Genomic DNA, 15333 nt, shown 5'->3' with positions numbered 1-15333 from the left:
TTGACATCCCTTCCTGGCTGCAGCAAGAGCTATGGCACGACTCGTGACGAAGCCACCCCACCCAGACCGCACGGTAAGGACGGCTCGCCTTCGGCTTCGCGTTCGATCAGGCGGCCCCTGTGTGTGAGAGGGGTCTCAGCCCTCGTCCACCACGTCCGGGTCCAGGCCCAGGTAGTTCGCCACCTGCTCCACCAGCACGTCGTGCACCAGGTCGGACAGGTCGGCGCCGTCCTTTGCCCGTGCTTCCAGAGGGCGGCGGTAGAGAACGATCCGGGCACGGTTGTCCGAGCCTGGCGGGAGCAGGCGGGCCAAGGGGACGTTGCCGTCCTCCACCACGCCGTCTTCGCCTTCTACCTGGACGTCCGGGACGTCGTCGACTGCCACGTCCAGCTGGGTCAGTTCGGTTCGCCAGCGGGCCTCGATGGGCTCCAGTGCCTCTATGACCAGCGCGTCGAAGCGTTCTGCCCGGGAGCGGGCCGCTGGGAGCGTGGCCGGGTAGAGCGGGCCGCGCAGGCCTCGGCCGTGCCGGTCGCGGTTGCGTCGGCGCGGCGAATTCTGCCGCTGTGAACCCCGTGCCATCACCACAACCCAGCAGCCTAGTTGCTACCCCTGACGACTAAACACAGCGTGCCTCACACACAGCCTCGCGTGGACGCGCTATCGTCCCCGATCGTGCGGAGCGTGAGACGGTGCTCGCGAACCGGGTGTGCTAACCCGGCTGTCGCCACGCTCACCTACGCCTATGCGGACTCCACCGCGGTCGTCGGGCCGCTTGCCACGTACTCCGAACCGCACAGCTACGACCTGTGCGAGGAGCACGCCTTGCGGCTCACTGCGCCGCGGGGTTGGGAGGTCGTGAGGCACCAGGGTGAGTTCGCGGCGCCCGAGCCGACTGTGGACGACCTGACGGCGTTGGCCGAGGCGGTGAGGGAGGCTGGGCGTGCTGATGTGAGCCCGAAGCTGCCCGACGTGTCCGCGGGCTCGCACAGGCGTGGTCACCTGCGGGTATTGCCTGATCCGCACGAGGACTGAACGACCACACGCACCACTAATCTTCTCGCCGGTAGGCTGCCCTGGCAGTGGCCGTCAAGAGCGAGTTTCGGGAGTGTGCGGCGTGCGTGACCTGTCCGGCATCGTCAAGGCGTACGACATCCGTGGGGTGGTCGGCGAGCAGCTGGACGCCGGCTTGGTCCGCGACTTCGGCGCCGCCTTCGCGCGCCTGGTCGGTGGACCGACGATCGTCATCGGTCACGACATGCGCGACTCCTCGCCCGGGCTGTCGCGTGCCTTCGCCGAAGGTGCGCAGGCGCAGGGCGTGAACGTCATCAGCATCGGCCTGGCCAGCACGGACATGCTCTACTTCGCGTCCGGCAAGCTCGACCTGCCCGGCGCCATGTTCACCGCGAGCCACAACCCGGCGCAGTACAACGGCATCAAGATGTGCCGCGCCGGCGCCTCGCCGGTCGGGCAGGACACCGGTCTCGGGCAGATCCGCCAGGACGCCGAGAACCAGGTCCCGGACGCAGAGGGTGTCGAGCCGGGCACGTTCGAGGAGCGCAACATGCTCGTCGACTACGCGGCGTACCTCAACGCCCTGGTCGACCTGAAGGACATCCGCCCGCTCAAGATCGTGGTGGACGCGGGCAACGGCATGGGCGGCTACACGGTGCCGCAGGTCTTCGAGGGCCTGCCCATCGAGGTCATCCCCATGTACTTCGAGCTCGACGGCAGCTTCCCGAACCACGAGGCGAACCCGCTCGACCCCAAGAACATCGTCGACCTGCAGGCCCGCACCAAGGCCGAGGGTGCCGACGCCGGTGTCGCGTTCGACGGCGACGCGGACCGCTGCTTCGTCGTGGACGAGAACGGCGACCCGGTGAGCCCGTCCGCGATCACGGCGCTGGTGGCCGTGCGCGAGCTGGCCAAGGACCCCGGCGGCACGATCATCCACAACCTGATCACCTCGCACGCCGTGCCGGAGATCGTCACCGAGCACGGTGGCAAGCCCGTGCGCACGCGCGTCGGCCACTCGTTCATCAAGGAGGAGATGGCCAGGACCGGCGCCATCTTCGGTGGCGAGCACTCCGCGCACTACTACTTCCGCGACTTCTGGCGTGCGGACACCGGCATGCTGGCCGCGCTGCACGTGCTGGCCGCGCTGGGTGAGCAGGCCGGTCCTCTGTCCACGCTGACCGAGGTCTACAACCGCTACGCCGCCTCCGGTGAGATCAACTCGACGGTCACCGACCAGGCCGGGCGGATCGCCGCGATCAAGGACGCGTACGGATCCAAGGACGGCGTCACGATCGACGAGCTGGACGGTCTCACCGTGCAGCTGGCGGACGGGTCGTGGTTCAACCTGCGGGCCTCGAACACCGAGCCGCTGCTGCGCCTGAACGTCGAAGCCGCCACCCCCGAGGCCGTCGCCGCGCTCAGCGACGAGGTCCTCGCGATCGTGCGGGCCTGAGGAGAACACCGTGGCCGTCAAGCTCGAAGAGCAGTTGCTGGAAATTCTCGCCTGCCCGTGCCCCGAGCACGCGCCCTTGCAGGTCGGGACGCCCTCCGACCCGGAAGCGGACTTCCTCACGTGCACCGCGTGCGGCCGTTCGTTCCCGGTTCGCGACGGCATCCCGGTGCTCCTGCTGGACGAGGCGGTCGAGCCGCCGTCGGCTGTGTGATCAGGTGCTCGACGACACGCTGCTCGACGACCCGAGCCGCCTCGCCGACGCCGACACGGGCGGCTGGCTGCGTGCTGCCGCGCGGGCGGGAGCACAGGTCCGTTCCACCGCTGAGGCCGCGGCCGAGGCGGGGCTGGAGCGGATCTTCTCCGAACGCCCGCGCGCGGTCGTGCTCGTCACCCGGCCCGGCCACTCGGTCACCGTTGCCAACGTCGTCATGGCGTTGCTCGGTTCCGGCTGCTCGGTGCCGGTCGTGCTCGCCGACGAGGTGCCGCCCTGGGTCGGCGCTCTCGACGTAGTGCTCGCGCACACCGAGGACCCCGGTGACCGGGTGCTCGCCGAGTCGATCGACCGGGCCGTCCGCAGGGGCGCCCGGACGTTGCTGACGGCGCCGGACTCCGGTCCGATCGCCGCGGCCGCCGCGGGCAGGGCGGTGCTGCTGCCGCCCCGCATCGACGTGCCGCCCGGCTTCAGCTTCCCCCGCGCGCTCGCCGCGTGGCTGCTGGTGCTGCACGCTCTCGGCCTGCTCAAGGTCGACGTCGAACTGATCGCGGACGAGCTCGACCGGGAGGCCGAGCGCGACCACCCGATGCACGAGTCGTTCGTGAACCCGGCGAAGTCGCTCGCGTTGCGCGTCGCCGACCGCACGCCGCTGCTGTGGGGCCTCGACGAGGTCGCCACGTCGGTCGGCATGCACGGCGCGGGCGTGCTGGCGGCGTTCGCCGGTGTGGCCTGCGACGTCGCCGGGTATCCACAGGCGCTGACCCGCCCGGTGCTGCACCGCCGCGCGGTGCAGGGAACCTCGGGTGCAGACCTCTTCGCCGACCCGGACGACGAACCGGGCAGCGGACTCGTGCGCGTGTTGTTGCTGGCTGTGCGCCAGGGCCCGGTGGCAGATGCTGTTCGGCACGCCGCCGAGGACGCCCTGCCGGGAGCCGACGTGCTGGAGCCGGCCGTCGAGGTGGCGGGAGGCGACGCGGTCAGCGCCGCACTGCTCGCGCTCCGCTTCGAACTGGCCGCGCTGTACCTCGGGCTCGCCGCCGGAACTCTCGGCGGCAACCCGTACTGATATGGGAGCTGACTGAGAAGTGGACCTGCTGCACAACGCGGTAAGGCCGTACGCGTGGGGTTCACGCACGGCCATCGCCGAGCTGCTCGGGAAGGAGGTGCCCGCACCCCATCCCGAGGCCGAACTGTGGATGGGCGCCCACCCCGGCGACCCGTCCCGCGTGGTCGGCGCGGACGGCACCGAGCGCTCGCTGCTCGGCCTGCTGGCGTCCGACCCGGACGGCCAGCTCGGCACGCGCGTCGCCGAGCGGTGGGGCAGCAGGCTTCCGTTCCTGCTCAAGGTGCTCGCCGCGGACGAGGCGCTGAGCCTGCAGGCGCACCCGTCGGCCGCCCAGGCGGCGGAGGGCTTCGCGGCCGAGGAGAAGCGCCTCGTGCCGCTCGACTCCCCGGTCCGCAACTACAAGGACCCGGCCGCGAAGCCGGAGCTGATCTGCGCGCTGACCGAGTTCCACGCGCTGGCCGGTTTCCGCGAGCCGTCGCGGACGGTCTCGTTGCTGCGCACCCTGGACGCGCCCGCGCTGTCCCCGTACACCGAGATGCTGGTCGCGCAGCCGGACTCCTCGGGCCTGCGCGCGTTGTTCACGATGCTGATCACGTTGCCGCAGACGTCGTTGAGCACGTTGCTGCCCCAGGTTCTCGACGCGTGCGTGCTGCACGTGAAGGAGCACGGCGAGTTCGACCTGGAGTGCCGCACGATCCTGGAGCTGGGCGAGTCCTACCCCGGCGACGCGGGCGTGCTCGCGGCGTTGCTGCTGAACCGCATCGTGCTGCAGCCGGGCGAGGCGATCCACCTGCCCGCCGGCAACCTGCACGCGTACCTGCGCGGAACGGGCATCGAGATCCTCGCGAACTCGGACAACGTCCTGCGCTGCGGCCTCACGCCCAAGCACGTCGACGTGCCCGAACTGCTGCGCGTGCTCGACTTCACGTGCGGTGACATGGAAGTGCTGCTGGGCGAGGAGATCCAGCCCGGCGTCCGCGTCTATCGCACGCCCGCGCCCGAGTTCGAACTGTCCAGGTTGGACCTGGCCGGCGAGACGCGGATCAACCACGAGGGCCCGCAGATCATGATTTGCACCGAGGGTTCCGTGGTACTCACGAACGCCAGAGGCGACGAGCTGAAGCTGAGGCGCGGTGAGTCCGTGTGGCTGCCCGCGTCCGACCCGGCCGTGCTCGTGCGCCCGGATGGTGTTGAATCCGCTGAACTTTTCCGCGCCACGGCCGGAACAGACTAAGGTTCACGACCGGACAAAGCAGACAGCTTTCTGGCCAGGACTGGTTATCAGCAAGGAGACAGGCGTGTCAGCAGGGGGCGGAACCAAGGCCATCGTCGCGGCGTTGGTGGCAAACGCAGGAATCGCGGTGGCCAAGTTCATCGGATTCCTGATCACCGGCTCGTCGTCGATGCTCGCCGAGTCGGTGCACTCCGTGGCCGACACGTCGAACCAGGGCCTGCTGCTGCTCGGCCAGAAGACGGCACAGCGCAGGGCGACCAAGCTGCACCCGTTCGGCTTCGGCCGGGACAGGTACTTCTGGTCGTTCGTGGTCGCGCTGATGCTCTTCACGCTCGGCTCGGTCTTCGCGCTGTACGAGGGCATCCACAAGCTGCAGGCGCCCGAGGAGCTGTCCAGCCCGCTCGTCGCCGTCGCGATCCTCGTGGTGGCCATCGGTCTCGAGACCTACAGCTTCATGACGGCCATCAAGGAGTCGAGGCTCATCAAGGGCGACGCCACCTGGTGGGGCTTCATCCGCAACTCGCGCACCCCGGAACTCCCGGTCGTGCTGCTGGAGGACGCGGGCGCCCTGATCGGTCTGGTCCTGGCCCTGCTCGGCGTCGGCCTCTCGACGATCACCGGCAACCCGGTGTTCGACGCGCTCGGCACCGTCGCCATCGGTGTGCTGCTGGGCATCATCGCCGTGATCCTGATCATCGAGATGAAGTCGCTGCTGATCGGTGAGGGTGCGTCCGACAAGGACCTCGACGTGATCATCGACGAGCTGGCCGCCGGCAAGGTGCAGCGCGTCATCCACATCAAGACGCAGTACATCGGGCCGGAGGAGCTGCTCGTCGCGGCGAAGATCGCGCTGGAGCCGCAGCTGCCGCTCGACGAGGTGGCGCAGGCGATCAACGACGCGGAGCAGCGGGTGCGCAACAAGGTGCCGCACGCCCGGTTGATCTACTTGGAGCCGGACCTGGACCGGTCGACGGTCACCAGCTCCTGATTTCGGCCGAGCGGGGCGTTTCGCACTCCACGTGAGTGCGAAACGCCCCGTTTGCCATATGAAACGAGCTATAGGGGTCCCAGGTCGTGGATACCTCTAGGGTGGGCCGAATCGGGGATCCATCAAGGAGGTATGCACCGTGCCGGGGAACGGGTTGTGGCGCACGAAGTCGATCGAGCAGTCGATATCGGACACGGACGAGCCGGACACCAAGCTCCGCAAGGACCTGTCGGCCTGGGACCTCACGGTCTTCGGCGTCGCGGTCGTCATCGGCGCCGGCATCTTCACGCTCACCGCGAGCACTGCGGGCAACATCGCGGGACCGTCGGTCTCGCTGTCGTTCGTGCTGGCGGCGATCGCCTGTGCGCTGGCCGCGTTGTGCTACGCCGAGTTCGCCTCGACGGTGCCGGTCGCGGGTAGCGCGTACACCTTCTCCTACGCGACGTTCGGCGAGTTCGCCGCGTGGATCATCGGGTGGGACCTGGTGCTGGAGTTCGCGGTCGGGTCGGCCGCGGTCGCCAAGGGCTGGTCGGCCTACCTGCAGACGACGCTCGGCCTCATGGGCATCGACGTGAAGACCGAGGTGGGTGACGGCCTCAAGTTCGACTGGGGCGCCGTGCTGCTCGTCGCGGTGATCACGACCCTGCTGGTCGTCGGCACGAAGCTGAGCTCGCGGGTCAGCGCGGTCATCACGGCCATCAAGGTCGCCGTGGTGCTGCTGGTGATCGTGCTCGGCATCGGGTACATCAAGGCCGAGAACTACAGCCCGTTCATCCCGCCGGCGGCCGAAGGTGGCCCCGCGGTGCACACGGGCATCGAGCAGTCGCTGTTCTCGCTGATCACCGGCTACTCGGGCAGCACCTACGGCGTGCTCGGCATGCTGGCCGCGGCCTCGATCGTCTTCTTCGCGTTCATCGGTTTCGACGTCGTGGCGACCACGGCGGAGGAGACGAAGAACCCGCAGAAGGCCGTGCCGCGCGGCATCCTCGGCTCGCTCGCGATCGTCACGGTGCTCTACGTCGCCGTCACGCTGGTGATCACCGGCATGGTGCCGTACACGAAGCTCGCGACGCAGCCGGACGGCACGCGCGCGACGCTCGCGAGTGCGTTCTCGGACAACGGGGTCGACTGGGCGGCCACGGTGATCTCGGTCGGCGCGCTCGCCGGTCTGACCACCGTCGTCATGGTGCTGATGCTCGGCCAGAGCCGCGTGCTGTTCGCGATGTCGCGCGACGGACTGCTGCCGCGCAAGCTCGCGAAGACCGGCAGCCACGGCACGCCGACGCGCATCACGATCATCGTCGGCACGCTGGTCGCGATCGCGGCGGGCTTCTTCCCGGCGGGCAAGCTCGAAGAGATGGTGAACGTCGGCACGCTGTTCGCGTTCATCCTCGTCTCCGGCGGCGTGCTGGTGCTGCGCAAGACGCGGCCGGACCTGTCGCGCGGCTTCCGCGTGCCACTCGTGCCGCTGGTGCCGATCCTCGCGATTCTCGCCTGCCTGTGGCTGATGCTGAACCTGACCGCGCTCACCTGGATCCGGTTCATCATCTGGATGGCGCTCGGTGTCGTCGTCTACTTCGCCTACAGCCGACGCAACTCGGTACTGGGCAAGCAGAGTGACAAGGCAGGCAAGTAGCTCGTCACCAACTAACCTGCCCACCATGGGAAACGCGCGGTGGCTCTCCGAGGAGGAAGGCAGCGCCTGGCATCACTTCGTCCAGGCGTACCACCTCCTCGAGAGGCAGATCGAACAGCAGTTGCAGCGCGACGCGGGCCTCTCGCACGCGCAGTACAACGTGCTGGTCGTGCTGTCCGAACAGCCGGGCAACCGCATGCGCATGACCGAACTGGCGCGCAGGGTCGTGGTGTCGAAGAGCTCGTTGACCTACCAGATCGGCAAGCTGGAGAAGTCGGGACTCGTGCGGCGTGAACCGCACGAGTCCGACGAGCGCGGCATCCTCGCCGTGCTCACCGACGTCGGCAAGGACCTGCTGCGCACCGCCGCACCCGGTCACGTCACGACGGTTCGCGAGTACCTGATCGACCTGTTCACGCCGGACCAGCTCGCGCAGCTGGGGTCGTTCATGCAGACCGTGCACGAGAAAGCCGACGACTAGAGCGTCAGCAGGCCTCGTTCGTCGAGCCACTCGGCCACGTCGTCCGGGCCCTGCCGCGTCACGTCCAGCTCCAGCACGGGCAGGGTCGACTTCGCCGCGAGCTCGCGGAGTTGCCGCTGTTCCTCGACGAACGGCTCCAGCGAGACGTACTGCTTCGGGTTCGCGCTGATCTTCAGCCGTTCCTCCCGTGCTTCCTCGAACGTGTCCTCGGGCCGTGTGCAGAGCACGATCGCGAAGTTGAGCGGCTTCAGCCGTTCCTCGAGCCAGTCGAAGTCGAACTCGCGGCCCTGTCGTGCCTGGTATGCCAGCGTGGACAGGTGGAAGCGGTCGACGATCCACGAGTAGTAGCGCTGCAGTTCGAACATCCGCACCCACGTCTCGTAGGTCTCCATCGCCTGCGCGGTCTCGTCCGGTGCGAAGTCGATCAGCCCACGTCCCCACGGTTCGTTGCTGAACCCGCTCCACTCCGCCGAGATCAACGGCGAGTGGTAGCGGTACCGGCGATGCCCGACGAGACGGGGGTGCTCGTTCAACGCGAAGGCCAGATCCGTCTTGCCGGTCAGCCGCGTGCCTTCGAGGATCACCTTGGGCGTGAGCTTCATGATGGCAAGCTAACCCCGTGATCCTGTGTCTCGACGTCGGTTCCACCTGGACCAAGGCCGCTCTCGTCACCCCCGAGGGCGAGCTGGTCCGGACCGGGCAGCACCCGACCACGCCGCCGGAGGTGCTGCGCGGCATCGACGCGCTGCGTTCCGAGGTCGGTGACGGCGAGATCCTCGCGTGCTCGTCGGCCGGTGGCGGTCTCCGACTTGCCGTCGTCGGCCAGGAACGGGTGGTGAGCGCCGAGGCGGGCTACCGGGTGGCGTTGTCCGCGGGCGCCAAGATCGTGCACGTCAGTGCGGGCCCGGTCGACGTGAAAGCCCTCCGTGCCACGACACCGGACCTGATCCTGCTGGTCGGCGGCACGGACGGCGGCGACCGGTCGGTCCTGCTGCACAACGCGGCGAAGCTCGCCCGCGTGGCCGTGCCGATCGTGCTGGCGGGCAACGTCGAGGCGCAGCCGGAAGCGTTGGAGCTGCTGGCGAAACGCACCGTGGTGGCCTGCCCGAACGTGCTGCCGGACGTCGGTCAGCTCGCCCCGGAACCGGCCCGTCGAGCGATCCGCGAGGCGTTCCTCCAGCACGTGATCGGCGGCAAGGGCCTGTCGCGCGGGCCGCGGTTCCGTCAGCTCGTGCGGGCCGTGACGCCGGATGCCGTGCTGGCAGGCGTTTCCCGGCTCGCGGCACAGGACCGCGAAGGCGCCGTGCTCGTGGTGGACGTCGGCGGCGCGACCACGGACGTCTACTCGGCGGTGTCGACTGTGGACAGTGAAGGTCTGGAGAGGACGGTCGCGCTGCCGCCGGACCGCCGCACCGTCGAAGGCGATCTCGGCATGCGCTGGTCCGCGCCGGGCGTGGTCAAGGAAGCTCTCGCGGAACGTCTGACGACCGAGGACCTGACAGCAGAGGCGAAGTACCGCGCCGAGCACGTCGACTGGCTCGCGGAAGACCTGGCCGTCGACGTGAAGCTGGCGTCGTTCGCGGCGATTCTGGCTGTGCGCAGGCATCTCCGGCAGGTCGACGGTCAGCTCGGCCCGCACGGCGCGGGTCTGCTGGTGTTGTCGGGCGGCGTTTTCCGGCACACGCCCGACATCGAACCGATCGTCGAGGCGTTGCGGGGCGACCCGGTGCTGCGGCCCGTGCTGCGGACCGCGGAGATCACCGTCGACCGCGACTACGTGCTGGCGCCGGTGGGCCTGCTCGCCGAGTCGGGGCGGCTGGAGGCCGCCGACCGACTGGCGAAACGGCTGGGCTAGGCGGACTCCTCGTCGTCCACGAACTCGAGGAGATCGCCCGGCTGGCACTCCAGCACCCGGCACATGGCCTCCAAGGTGCTGAACCGCACGGCTTTCGCGCGCCCGTTCTTCAGCACCGCGACGTTGGCGGGGGTCAGCCCGACCTTCTCCGCGAACTCGCCGACGCTCATCTTGCGCTTGGCCAGCTCGACGTCGATGCGCACGACGATGGCCATCAGATCACCGCTTCCATGTCGGCGCGCAGCGTAGTGGCTCGCTGCAGCAGCGCCCGCATCACGACGAGCACGAGCCCCACCACGGACACCGCCGACGTGAACAGGAAGAACAACACGATCACGCCGGGGTCGTCGGCGTTGACGCCGACCCAGATGAACACCCCCACCAGTACGACCCACGCCGCCGCGATCGCCCACACCATCACGTTGACCCACTTGATCGCGGCCTCGGTGAAGATCAGGTCCTTGCGCACCAACGTGAGCAGCTTCCAGGTGGCGACGATGACCACCTGCACGCACACGACCCAGAACACGGACACGATCGTCGAAGGCCACCTCAGGTGGGCCTCCGCGGGGTTCTGCTGCGCCATGTACGCGTACGAGCCGGGGATCGACAACGTCTCCAGGACGACGAGGATCCCGAACAACGCCACCAGGAACACCCGGAGGGCTGTCACCGCCCAACGTTCAGCAATCATGGATCGAGTATCGGTAGTGATCTATCGAAAGTCAATCGGTAGTGATCGTGTTGCAACCGGTCTCTAGAGTGACCGGCGTGGGACTGCGCGAGCGCAAGAAGACCGAGACCCGAGCGGCGTTGTCGGCCGCCGCACTGCGCCTCGCCCTGGAGAAGGGCGTGGACGAGGTGCGTGTCGACGAGATCGCCGAAGCGGCGAACGTCTCGCCGCGCACCTACAACAACTACTTCGCCAGCCGCGAGCACGCGATCGTCGCCGGCATCACGGCCTCGCGCGCCCTCCAGGTAGCGGAAGCACTGCGTTCGCGGCCTACGTCCGAACCGCTGGTCGACTCGATCATCGCCGCGTTCGCCGAGCAGTACCGCGAACCGCCGACCGAGGCCCTGGCCCTGATCACCTCGACACCGGCCCTGCGCGAGGCGTACCTCGACTCGGTGGCGACCATGGAACCGCCGATCGCCACCGTCATCGCCGAACGCCTGGGCAAGGACCCCGTGGGCGCGGAGGTGCTGGCAGCCGCGGTGTCCGCCGCCGCACGCCTCGCGGTGCAACGGTGGGTGGACGTGCGCCCGTCCGGACTCGTCGTGGTGCCGACGGCGTCAGTGGAAGATCACCTGCGCGAGGCGATCGGCCACCTCGCGCCGGCACTCACTTGAGTTCGTCCTCGAGCACGCACATCAGCAGACAGTCGTGCCACTCGCCGTCGCGGAAGAACGCCTGCCGGTACCGCCCGTCGACCTGGAAACCGACCTTCTCGTAGGACCGGATCGCGCGGGCGTTCGCCTCCACGACACCAAGTTCGATCGAGTGCAGCCGCATCGTGTCGAACCCGTACCGGCACGCCGTGCGCAACGCATCGGTGCCGTAGCCGCCACCCCAGTGGTCCTTCTCGCCGATGTAGATGTCGACCTCGGCCCGCGCGTTGATCGGATCCGCGTCGCGCAGCACGACGACGCCGATGAGCTTGCCGTCCTTCAGCGTCTCGATGCAGAAGGTGACCTTCTCGTACGAGTTCTCCTGGCGGTCGCCGAAGCGTTTGCGCGTCGACGCCAGCGAGGTGTGGAAGTAACTCTGCAGCCACCGCATGACTTCTTCGTCGTTGTGCCAGCGGTGGAACGCGTCGGCGTCCTCCGGCTCGACGGGCCGCAGCCGGACCAGGTCTCCGGTCAGCATGATCACACGCTCCTACGCACTCGAACTACGCCGTCGTCATCAGGTAGTACCGCTTCAAGCAGCGGAGGATCTTCGTCGTCGAGGATGGACAGCACCATCGCGCCGCGCGCCTGAGTCAGCTCGACGGCGATCATGGGGCGCTCCTCGCCGTGGGCGATGCGGCTGGTGATCACGCCGTCCCGGTCCTCCCAGACGAGTGTGAAGGGACTGTCGTGCTCATCCAGCGTCCGGAGTTCCCCGACGACGTCGTCGTTCAGTTCCGGCCAGACCGCCAGGCGCGCTCGCAGCGTGAGGGCGGGAACGTCAGAGCTCCGCAGACGATGCCAGCGTGATGCGTTGCCGGCGTGGATCTCCTGCAGCAGCACGGTGCCGCGTGCGATCACGAGCTCGGACACCTCTGCCCAGAACGCCTCGTCGGCCGGGCGTGGGACTTCGAGTTCCACGCCGGAGAAGCCCCACGGCGAGCGAGGAACCGTCACGGGGAACAGGCCGAGCGCGCGCACCCGAGCAGCGGCGTCGCACGGCTCGGAGCTGCCGATGTACATGTACTGGTCGTAGCCGATGTGGACGAAGAACCTCTCGTCCACCTCCAGCCGGCACCAGGCGCCGTTGTCCCGCAGCATCGCTCGCACGAGCGCCACACCGGTGGCCAGCGGAATCCGCGCCCCGTCGTGGTAACCGGTCAGGTCGGGCGGGAACAGCCCGATCAGCCCGTGCCCCTCGATGTTCGGTTCCAGTCCGAAGTTGACGAACCCGCCGACCTCAGGTTCGCGGATCGTCAGCTCGGTGACGCCGGTGTCCGCCGCGAACTCCTCGACGGCTTTCAGATAGGCCGCTTCCAACGGCCCGTGGTCGCTCTTCTCGTCCTCAGGCCCGAAGTACCCGCGGTCGCCGAAGTGCGCCGGGTCGTACTTGGTCACCTTGAAGACGTGCACGACCCGGAGACTAGGAGCCGCCCAACGCGTCCCGCGACCGAGTTTCCGGCTTGCGCGCGAACGGCAGCGAAGGCGACTCCGGCGCGTCCACCTGCAACAGCCCCGCCGCGATCGCCACGGCCCGGTCCCACTCCGGGTCCGACGTGTAGTCCGAGTGCGCCGACACCCCCGACCGCCACCGCCGTCCGGGGAACGGCCCCCGCTGCGGGTCCGGCAGCCAGTGATCGCCGCCCAGCACCAACGCCCCGGTGGGCCCGCGCAACGCCGGTGCCAGCGCGCCCTCCGAGCCGTCCTCCCGGTAGCCGACGCCGAGCAGCATGCCGTCGAACACCTGCCGCCGCCACGTCGTCACCGCGCCGCCCAACGGGTCCGTGCCGCGGCACAGCGCGCGCCAGCGTCCGTCCAGGCCGCCGGCCAGCCGGGCCAGTGACGCGTGCGGCACCACGGCGGGGAAGGCCCGCGGGTAAGCCCACTGAAGTTGCGAACCTGCCGTCAGCAGCCCGATCCGTTCGCGGTCGTGCGCGGGCAGTTCCTCCAGCAGTCGTGCTGCCGCGACGGCGACGAGCAGGGAGCCCTGCGAGTGTCCACAGAGGACGACGCGGGTGCCGGGGTCGCGCAGGTGGTCCTGCACGCGGGCGACGAGTTCCGGCACGACCTTGAGCGCGTAGCAGGGCGGCACGATCGGGTGCGCTTCGCGCGGCCAGAACTGGGCGATGTCGGCGATGATCCCGAGCCGTCGCCCGGACTCCGGTTGCCGTGCGGCCAGATACACGGCACGCAGCAGTGACACGGCGAGCAAGCCGAGCACGAACACGCCGAAAGCCGAGAACACCGTCCACGGGCCCAGCGGCACGTTCTGCACGCGCAGCACCGAAGCCAGCACGGCACCAACGAACAGCACGGACGCGATGATCAGAATCATGTGATGGCCGTGGTTGCGTTCCCAGCGCGCCCACCACCACGCCCGCGTCGCGGTGCGAAGGTCACGCATCCGGCCGGAGTGCAGCAACGACGCTTCGCGCGCCCACACCTTGCCCTTGCGGAACGCCCGCCACCGCACGGCGCCGGTGAACGACGCCACCGCGAACGTGCTCAGCAGCGCCAACGCGCCTGCCACACCCCACAACAGGGTGATGTACTCGTAGCCGGCCGGCAGCCTCAGTTCGTCGCCCAGAGCCTTGCGCACCGGCAACGCCACGCCGGCGCCGAAACCGCCGCCGAGCAGCCCGGCGATCGCCAGCACCGGCGCGGAGAACCAGCCGCCCGCCCACGGCCGCAGTTCGCGCGGCAACGACTTCCAGGTGCCCCGCGCGAGCAGGGCGGCGGGAACCAGCATCAGCCCGAACAGCACCAGCACGAACGCCATCAGCAACGCCACGACCTGCACGGTCACGTCCGCGCCGGGCACCCGCAACGGCAGCTGCTCCTGCAATCCGAGCGTCGTCAGGACCAAGAGCACCGAGAACACCATCAGCAGCCGGCGCGGCTTACGGCCCAACGCCGCGCGCAGCCACCGTCCGCCGCGATGAGGCGCACCGCCCGTGGGGTCGTCCAACAGCAGTACGCCGAGCACGGACACACCGATGAGCACGAGGGAGACGATCCAGGCCACCGTGATCGCCACGCCCATGCCGCCGGTGGCCGTGAGCTGCTTCAACGGGCCGCCCAGGGCGATCAGCGCCGTCACCGCGAGCGACACCACGACGTGCAGCGACCGCAACGCCGGCGTGTCCGGGTCGGTCGCGACGTGCGCGCCGGGCAGTCCGGACGCGGGCTGTTTCTCCTGCTCCTCGGCGTCGGCGATCGCCTTGCGCTCGATCCGCCACTCGACGTGCGAGACGCGCCGCATCACCGCGATCACCACGATGATCGGCAGCAGCCCCAGGAACGTCCGGAACCACGGGAACGTGCGCACGTCCGTCGGAATGCTGGTCAAACACGCAATACCCGGCCGGAGACACTGGGCGGCGAGCAGGTCCAGGCTGACCACGGAGATCTGCGCGACCAGCAACGCCGTCAGCAGCAGTGCGAACACCCGCAACAACGACCGCAGACCGATGCCGAGCAGGTGGGCGGGCAGATTCCGCTCAGGGACGGGAGGGAGCATCCAGTGCGCGACGTTCGCGATGCTGAACGGGAAGAGCAGCGCCCACGTGGCCTTGGCCACACCTCCGGACGTCATTCCGCCCCACAGGTACCCCTCGACCACGCGAGGTATCGGACGTCCTTCGGTCTGCAGCACCGGTCCGGGCGCGGGCCTGCGGAGTCTGTCGGCCGGGCGCACGATGCGCCCGAGCCCGTCTCCCGCAACGTCCACGGCCGCAACGGCGTCGACGAGCGTCTGCGGCGTCGTTCCTTGAACGCCGTGCACGCGCAACTCGACGACACGTGTGTCCGGGCCGGCAATCAACACCCGAGACCTCCCTCACCCAACGTGGGGGACATAGTGGTGCATCAGCGGGCGGTATGGTCGGACGACACCCTCTCTGAAGTGCCTTGGAGGACTTCGCGATGACCGCGGAACGGTTGCAGACCCGCAACGGCATTGACTTCGCAGTGGCCGATCTGTCACTCCACGAGTTCGGCCGCA

17 protein-coding genes are annotated in these 15333 nt (G+C 68.9%); 10 read left to right on the top strand and 7 right to left on the bottom strand.

From position 1 onward, the window contains the following. Positions 1 to 135: 135 nt before the first annotated feature. Complete coding sequence (locus ACH413_RS48180; RefSeq protein ID WP_093593602.1) at positions 136 to 579, bottom strand: metallopeptidase family protein; 444 nt, start codon at positions 577 to 579, stop codon at positions 136 to 138. Positions 580 to 672: 93 nt separating this feature from the next. On the opposite strand from ACH413_RS48180, the gene ACH413_RS48175 reads away from it, so the two are divergent. The 8 genes from ACH413_RS48175 to ACH413_RS48140 all read left to right on the top strand — a co-directional run bounded on the left by ACH413_RS48175 (position 673) and on the right by ACH413_RS48140 (position 8086). Continuing rightward, a complete protein-coding gene (locus ACH413_RS48175; RefSeq protein WP_218164452.1) occupies positions 673 to 1032 on the top strand; it encodes a DUF3499 domain-containing protein in 360 nt (119 codons plus the stop codon). 82 nt (positions 1033 to 1114) lie between these two features. Continuing rightward, on the top strand, positions 1115 to 2467 hold the full coding sequence (locus ACH413_RS48170; RefSeq protein ID WP_360049289.1) for a phosphomannomutase/phosphoglucomutase: 1353 nt from the start codon (positions 1115 to 1117) through the stop codon (positions 2465 to 2467). Between the two features lie 10 nt (positions 2468 to 2477). Continuing rightward, entirely contained in the window at positions 2478 to 2678 is a 201-nt protein-coding gene (locus ACH413_RS48165; protein ID WP_093591878.1) for a Trm112 family protein, read from the top strand. 4 nt (positions 2679 to 2682) lie between these two features. Continuing rightward, positions 2683 to 3747: a hypothetical protein gene (locus tag ACH413_RS48160; protein ID WP_360049287.1), complete on the top strand. Its 1065-nt coding sequence runs from the start codon at positions 2683 to 2685 to the stop codon at positions 3745 to 3747. Positions 3748 to 3766: 19 nt separating this feature from the next. After that, positions 3767 to 4981: a mannose-6-phosphate isomerase, class I gene (gene manA, locus ACH413_RS48155; RefSeq protein WP_360049285.1), complete on the top strand. Its 1215-nt coding sequence runs from the start codon at positions 3767 to 3769 to the stop codon at positions 4979 to 4981. A 64-nt stretch (positions 4982 to 5045) separates the two neighbouring features. After that, positions 5046 to 5969 (top strand): cation diffusion facilitator family transporter, encoded by a 924-nt coding sequence (locus tag ACH413_RS48150; protein ID WP_360049283.1) that lies wholly within the window; start codon positions 5046 to 5048, stop codon positions 5967 to 5969. A 139-nt stretch (positions 5970 to 6108) separates the two neighbouring features. After that, on the top strand, positions 6109 to 7605 hold the full coding sequence (locus ACH413_RS48145; RefSeq protein WP_360049281.1) for an amino acid permease: 1497 nt from the start codon (positions 6109 to 6111) through the stop codon (positions 7603 to 7605). Positions 7606 to 7630: 25 nt separating this feature from the next. Further along, a complete protein-coding gene (locus tag ACH413_RS48140; RefSeq protein WP_360049280.1) occupies positions 7631 to 8086 on the top strand; it encodes a MarR family transcriptional regulator in 456 nt (151 codons plus the stop codon). Here the strand turns inward: ACH413_RS48140 and ACH413_RS48135 are convergent. After that, positions 8083 to 8688, bottom strand: a complete 606-nt coding sequence (locus ACH413_RS48135; protein ID WP_360049278.1) for a hypothetical protein — start codon at positions 8686 to 8688, stop codon at positions 8083 to 8085. The genes ACH413_RS48140 and ACH413_RS48135 overlap by 4 nt on opposite strands. 17 nt (positions 8689 to 8705) lie before the next feature. Here ACH413_RS48135 and ACH413_RS48130 point away from each other — a divergent pair, with 17 nt between their 5' ends. Continuing rightward, positions 8706 to 9941 carry a glutamate mutase L gene (locus tag ACH413_RS48130; RefSeq protein WP_360049276.1) on the top strand — a complete coding sequence of 412 codons (1236 nt, stop codon included), beginning with the start codon at positions 8706 to 8708 and terminating at the stop codon, positions 9939 to 9941. Here the strand turns inward: ACH413_RS48130 and ACH413_RS48125 are convergent. Both ACH413_RS48125 and ACH413_RS48120 read right to left on the bottom strand, forming a co-directional pair. Then, positions 9938 to 10156 (bottom strand): helix-turn-helix transcriptional regulator, encoded by a 219-nt coding sequence (locus ACH413_RS48125; protein ID WP_030476549.1) that lies wholly within the window; start codon positions 10154 to 10156, stop codon positions 9938 to 9940. The genes ACH413_RS48130 and ACH413_RS48125 overlap by 4 nt on opposite strands. Then, positions 10156 to 10635 carry a DUF2975 domain-containing protein gene (locus ACH413_RS48120; RefSeq protein WP_360049274.1) on the bottom strand — a complete coding sequence of 160 codons (480 nt, stop codon included), beginning with the start codon at positions 10633 to 10635 and terminating at the stop codon, positions 10156 to 10158. The genes ACH413_RS48125 and ACH413_RS48120 overlap by 1 nt, the downstream gene beginning before the upstream one ends. A 77-nt stretch (positions 10636 to 10712) precedes the next feature. Between ACH413_RS48120 and ACH413_RS48115 the strand changes: the two genes are divergently transcribed. Next, complete coding sequence (locus ACH413_RS48115) at positions 10713 to 11291, top strand: TetR family transcriptional regulator (RefSeq protein ID WP_360049272.1); 579 nt, start codon at positions 10713 to 10715, stop codon at positions 11289 to 11291. On the opposite strand, the gene ACH413_RS48110 is transcribed toward ACH413_RS48115, so the two are convergent. The 3 genes from ACH413_RS48110 to ACH413_RS48100 are packed head-to-tail and all read right to left on the bottom strand — an operon-like array spanning position 11284 to position 15156. After that, on the bottom strand, positions 11284 to 11808 hold the full coding sequence (locus tag ACH413_RS48110) for a GNAT family protein (protein WP_360049271.1): 525 nt from the start codon (positions 11806 to 11808) through the stop codon (positions 11284 to 11286). The two genes, ACH413_RS48115 and ACH413_RS48110, sit on opposite strands and share 8 nt — an antisense overlap. Positions 11809 to 11810: 2 nt before the next feature. After that, positions 11811 to 12743: an RNA-binding protein gene (locus tag ACH413_RS48105; protein ID WP_360049269.1), complete on the bottom strand. Its 933-nt coding sequence runs from the start codon at positions 12741 to 12743 to the stop codon at positions 11811 to 11813. A gap of 10 nt (positions 12744 to 12753) precedes the next feature. Next, entirely contained in the window at positions 12754 to 15156 is a 2403-nt protein-coding gene (locus tag ACH413_RS48100) for a hypothetical protein (RefSeq protein ID WP_360049267.1), read from the bottom strand. Between the last annotated feature and the right edge of the window lie 177 nt (positions 15157 to 15333).

Source organism: Lentzea sp. NPDC020367, from assembly GCF_044387305.1.
GTDB lineage: Bacteria > Actinomycetota > Actinomycetes > Mycobacteriales > Pseudonocardiaceae > Lentzea.
Note: the sequence above shows the minus strand (reverse complement) of the source record. Positions and strands in the feature narration are given on the sequence as shown.

Coding starts and splice junctions, on each gene's coding strand:
- ACH413_RS48140 (WP_360049280.1), top strand. CDS start 7,631: ATGGGAAACGCGCGGTGGCTCTCCGAGGAGGAAGGCAGCGCCTGGCAT.
- ACH413_RS48120 (WP_360049274.1), bottom strand. CDS start 10,635: ATGATTGCTGAACGTTGGGCGGTGACAGCCCTCCGGGTGTTCCTGGTG.
- ACH413_RS48125 (WP_030476549.1), bottom strand. CDS start 10,156: ATGGCCATCGTCGTGCGCATCGACGTCGAGCTGGCCAAGCGCAAGATG.
- ACH413_RS48180 (WP_093593602.1), bottom strand. CDS start 579: ATGGCACGGGGTTCACAGCGGCAGAATTCGCCGCGCCGACGCAACCGC.
- ACH413_RS48135 (WP_360049278.1), bottom strand. CDS start 8,688: ATGAAGCTCACGCCCAAGGTGATCCTCGAAGGCACGCGGCTGACCGGC.
- ACH413_RS48110 (WP_360049271.1), bottom strand. CDS start 11,808: ATGCTGACCGGAGACCTGGTCCGGCTGCGGCCCGTCGAGCCGGAGGAC.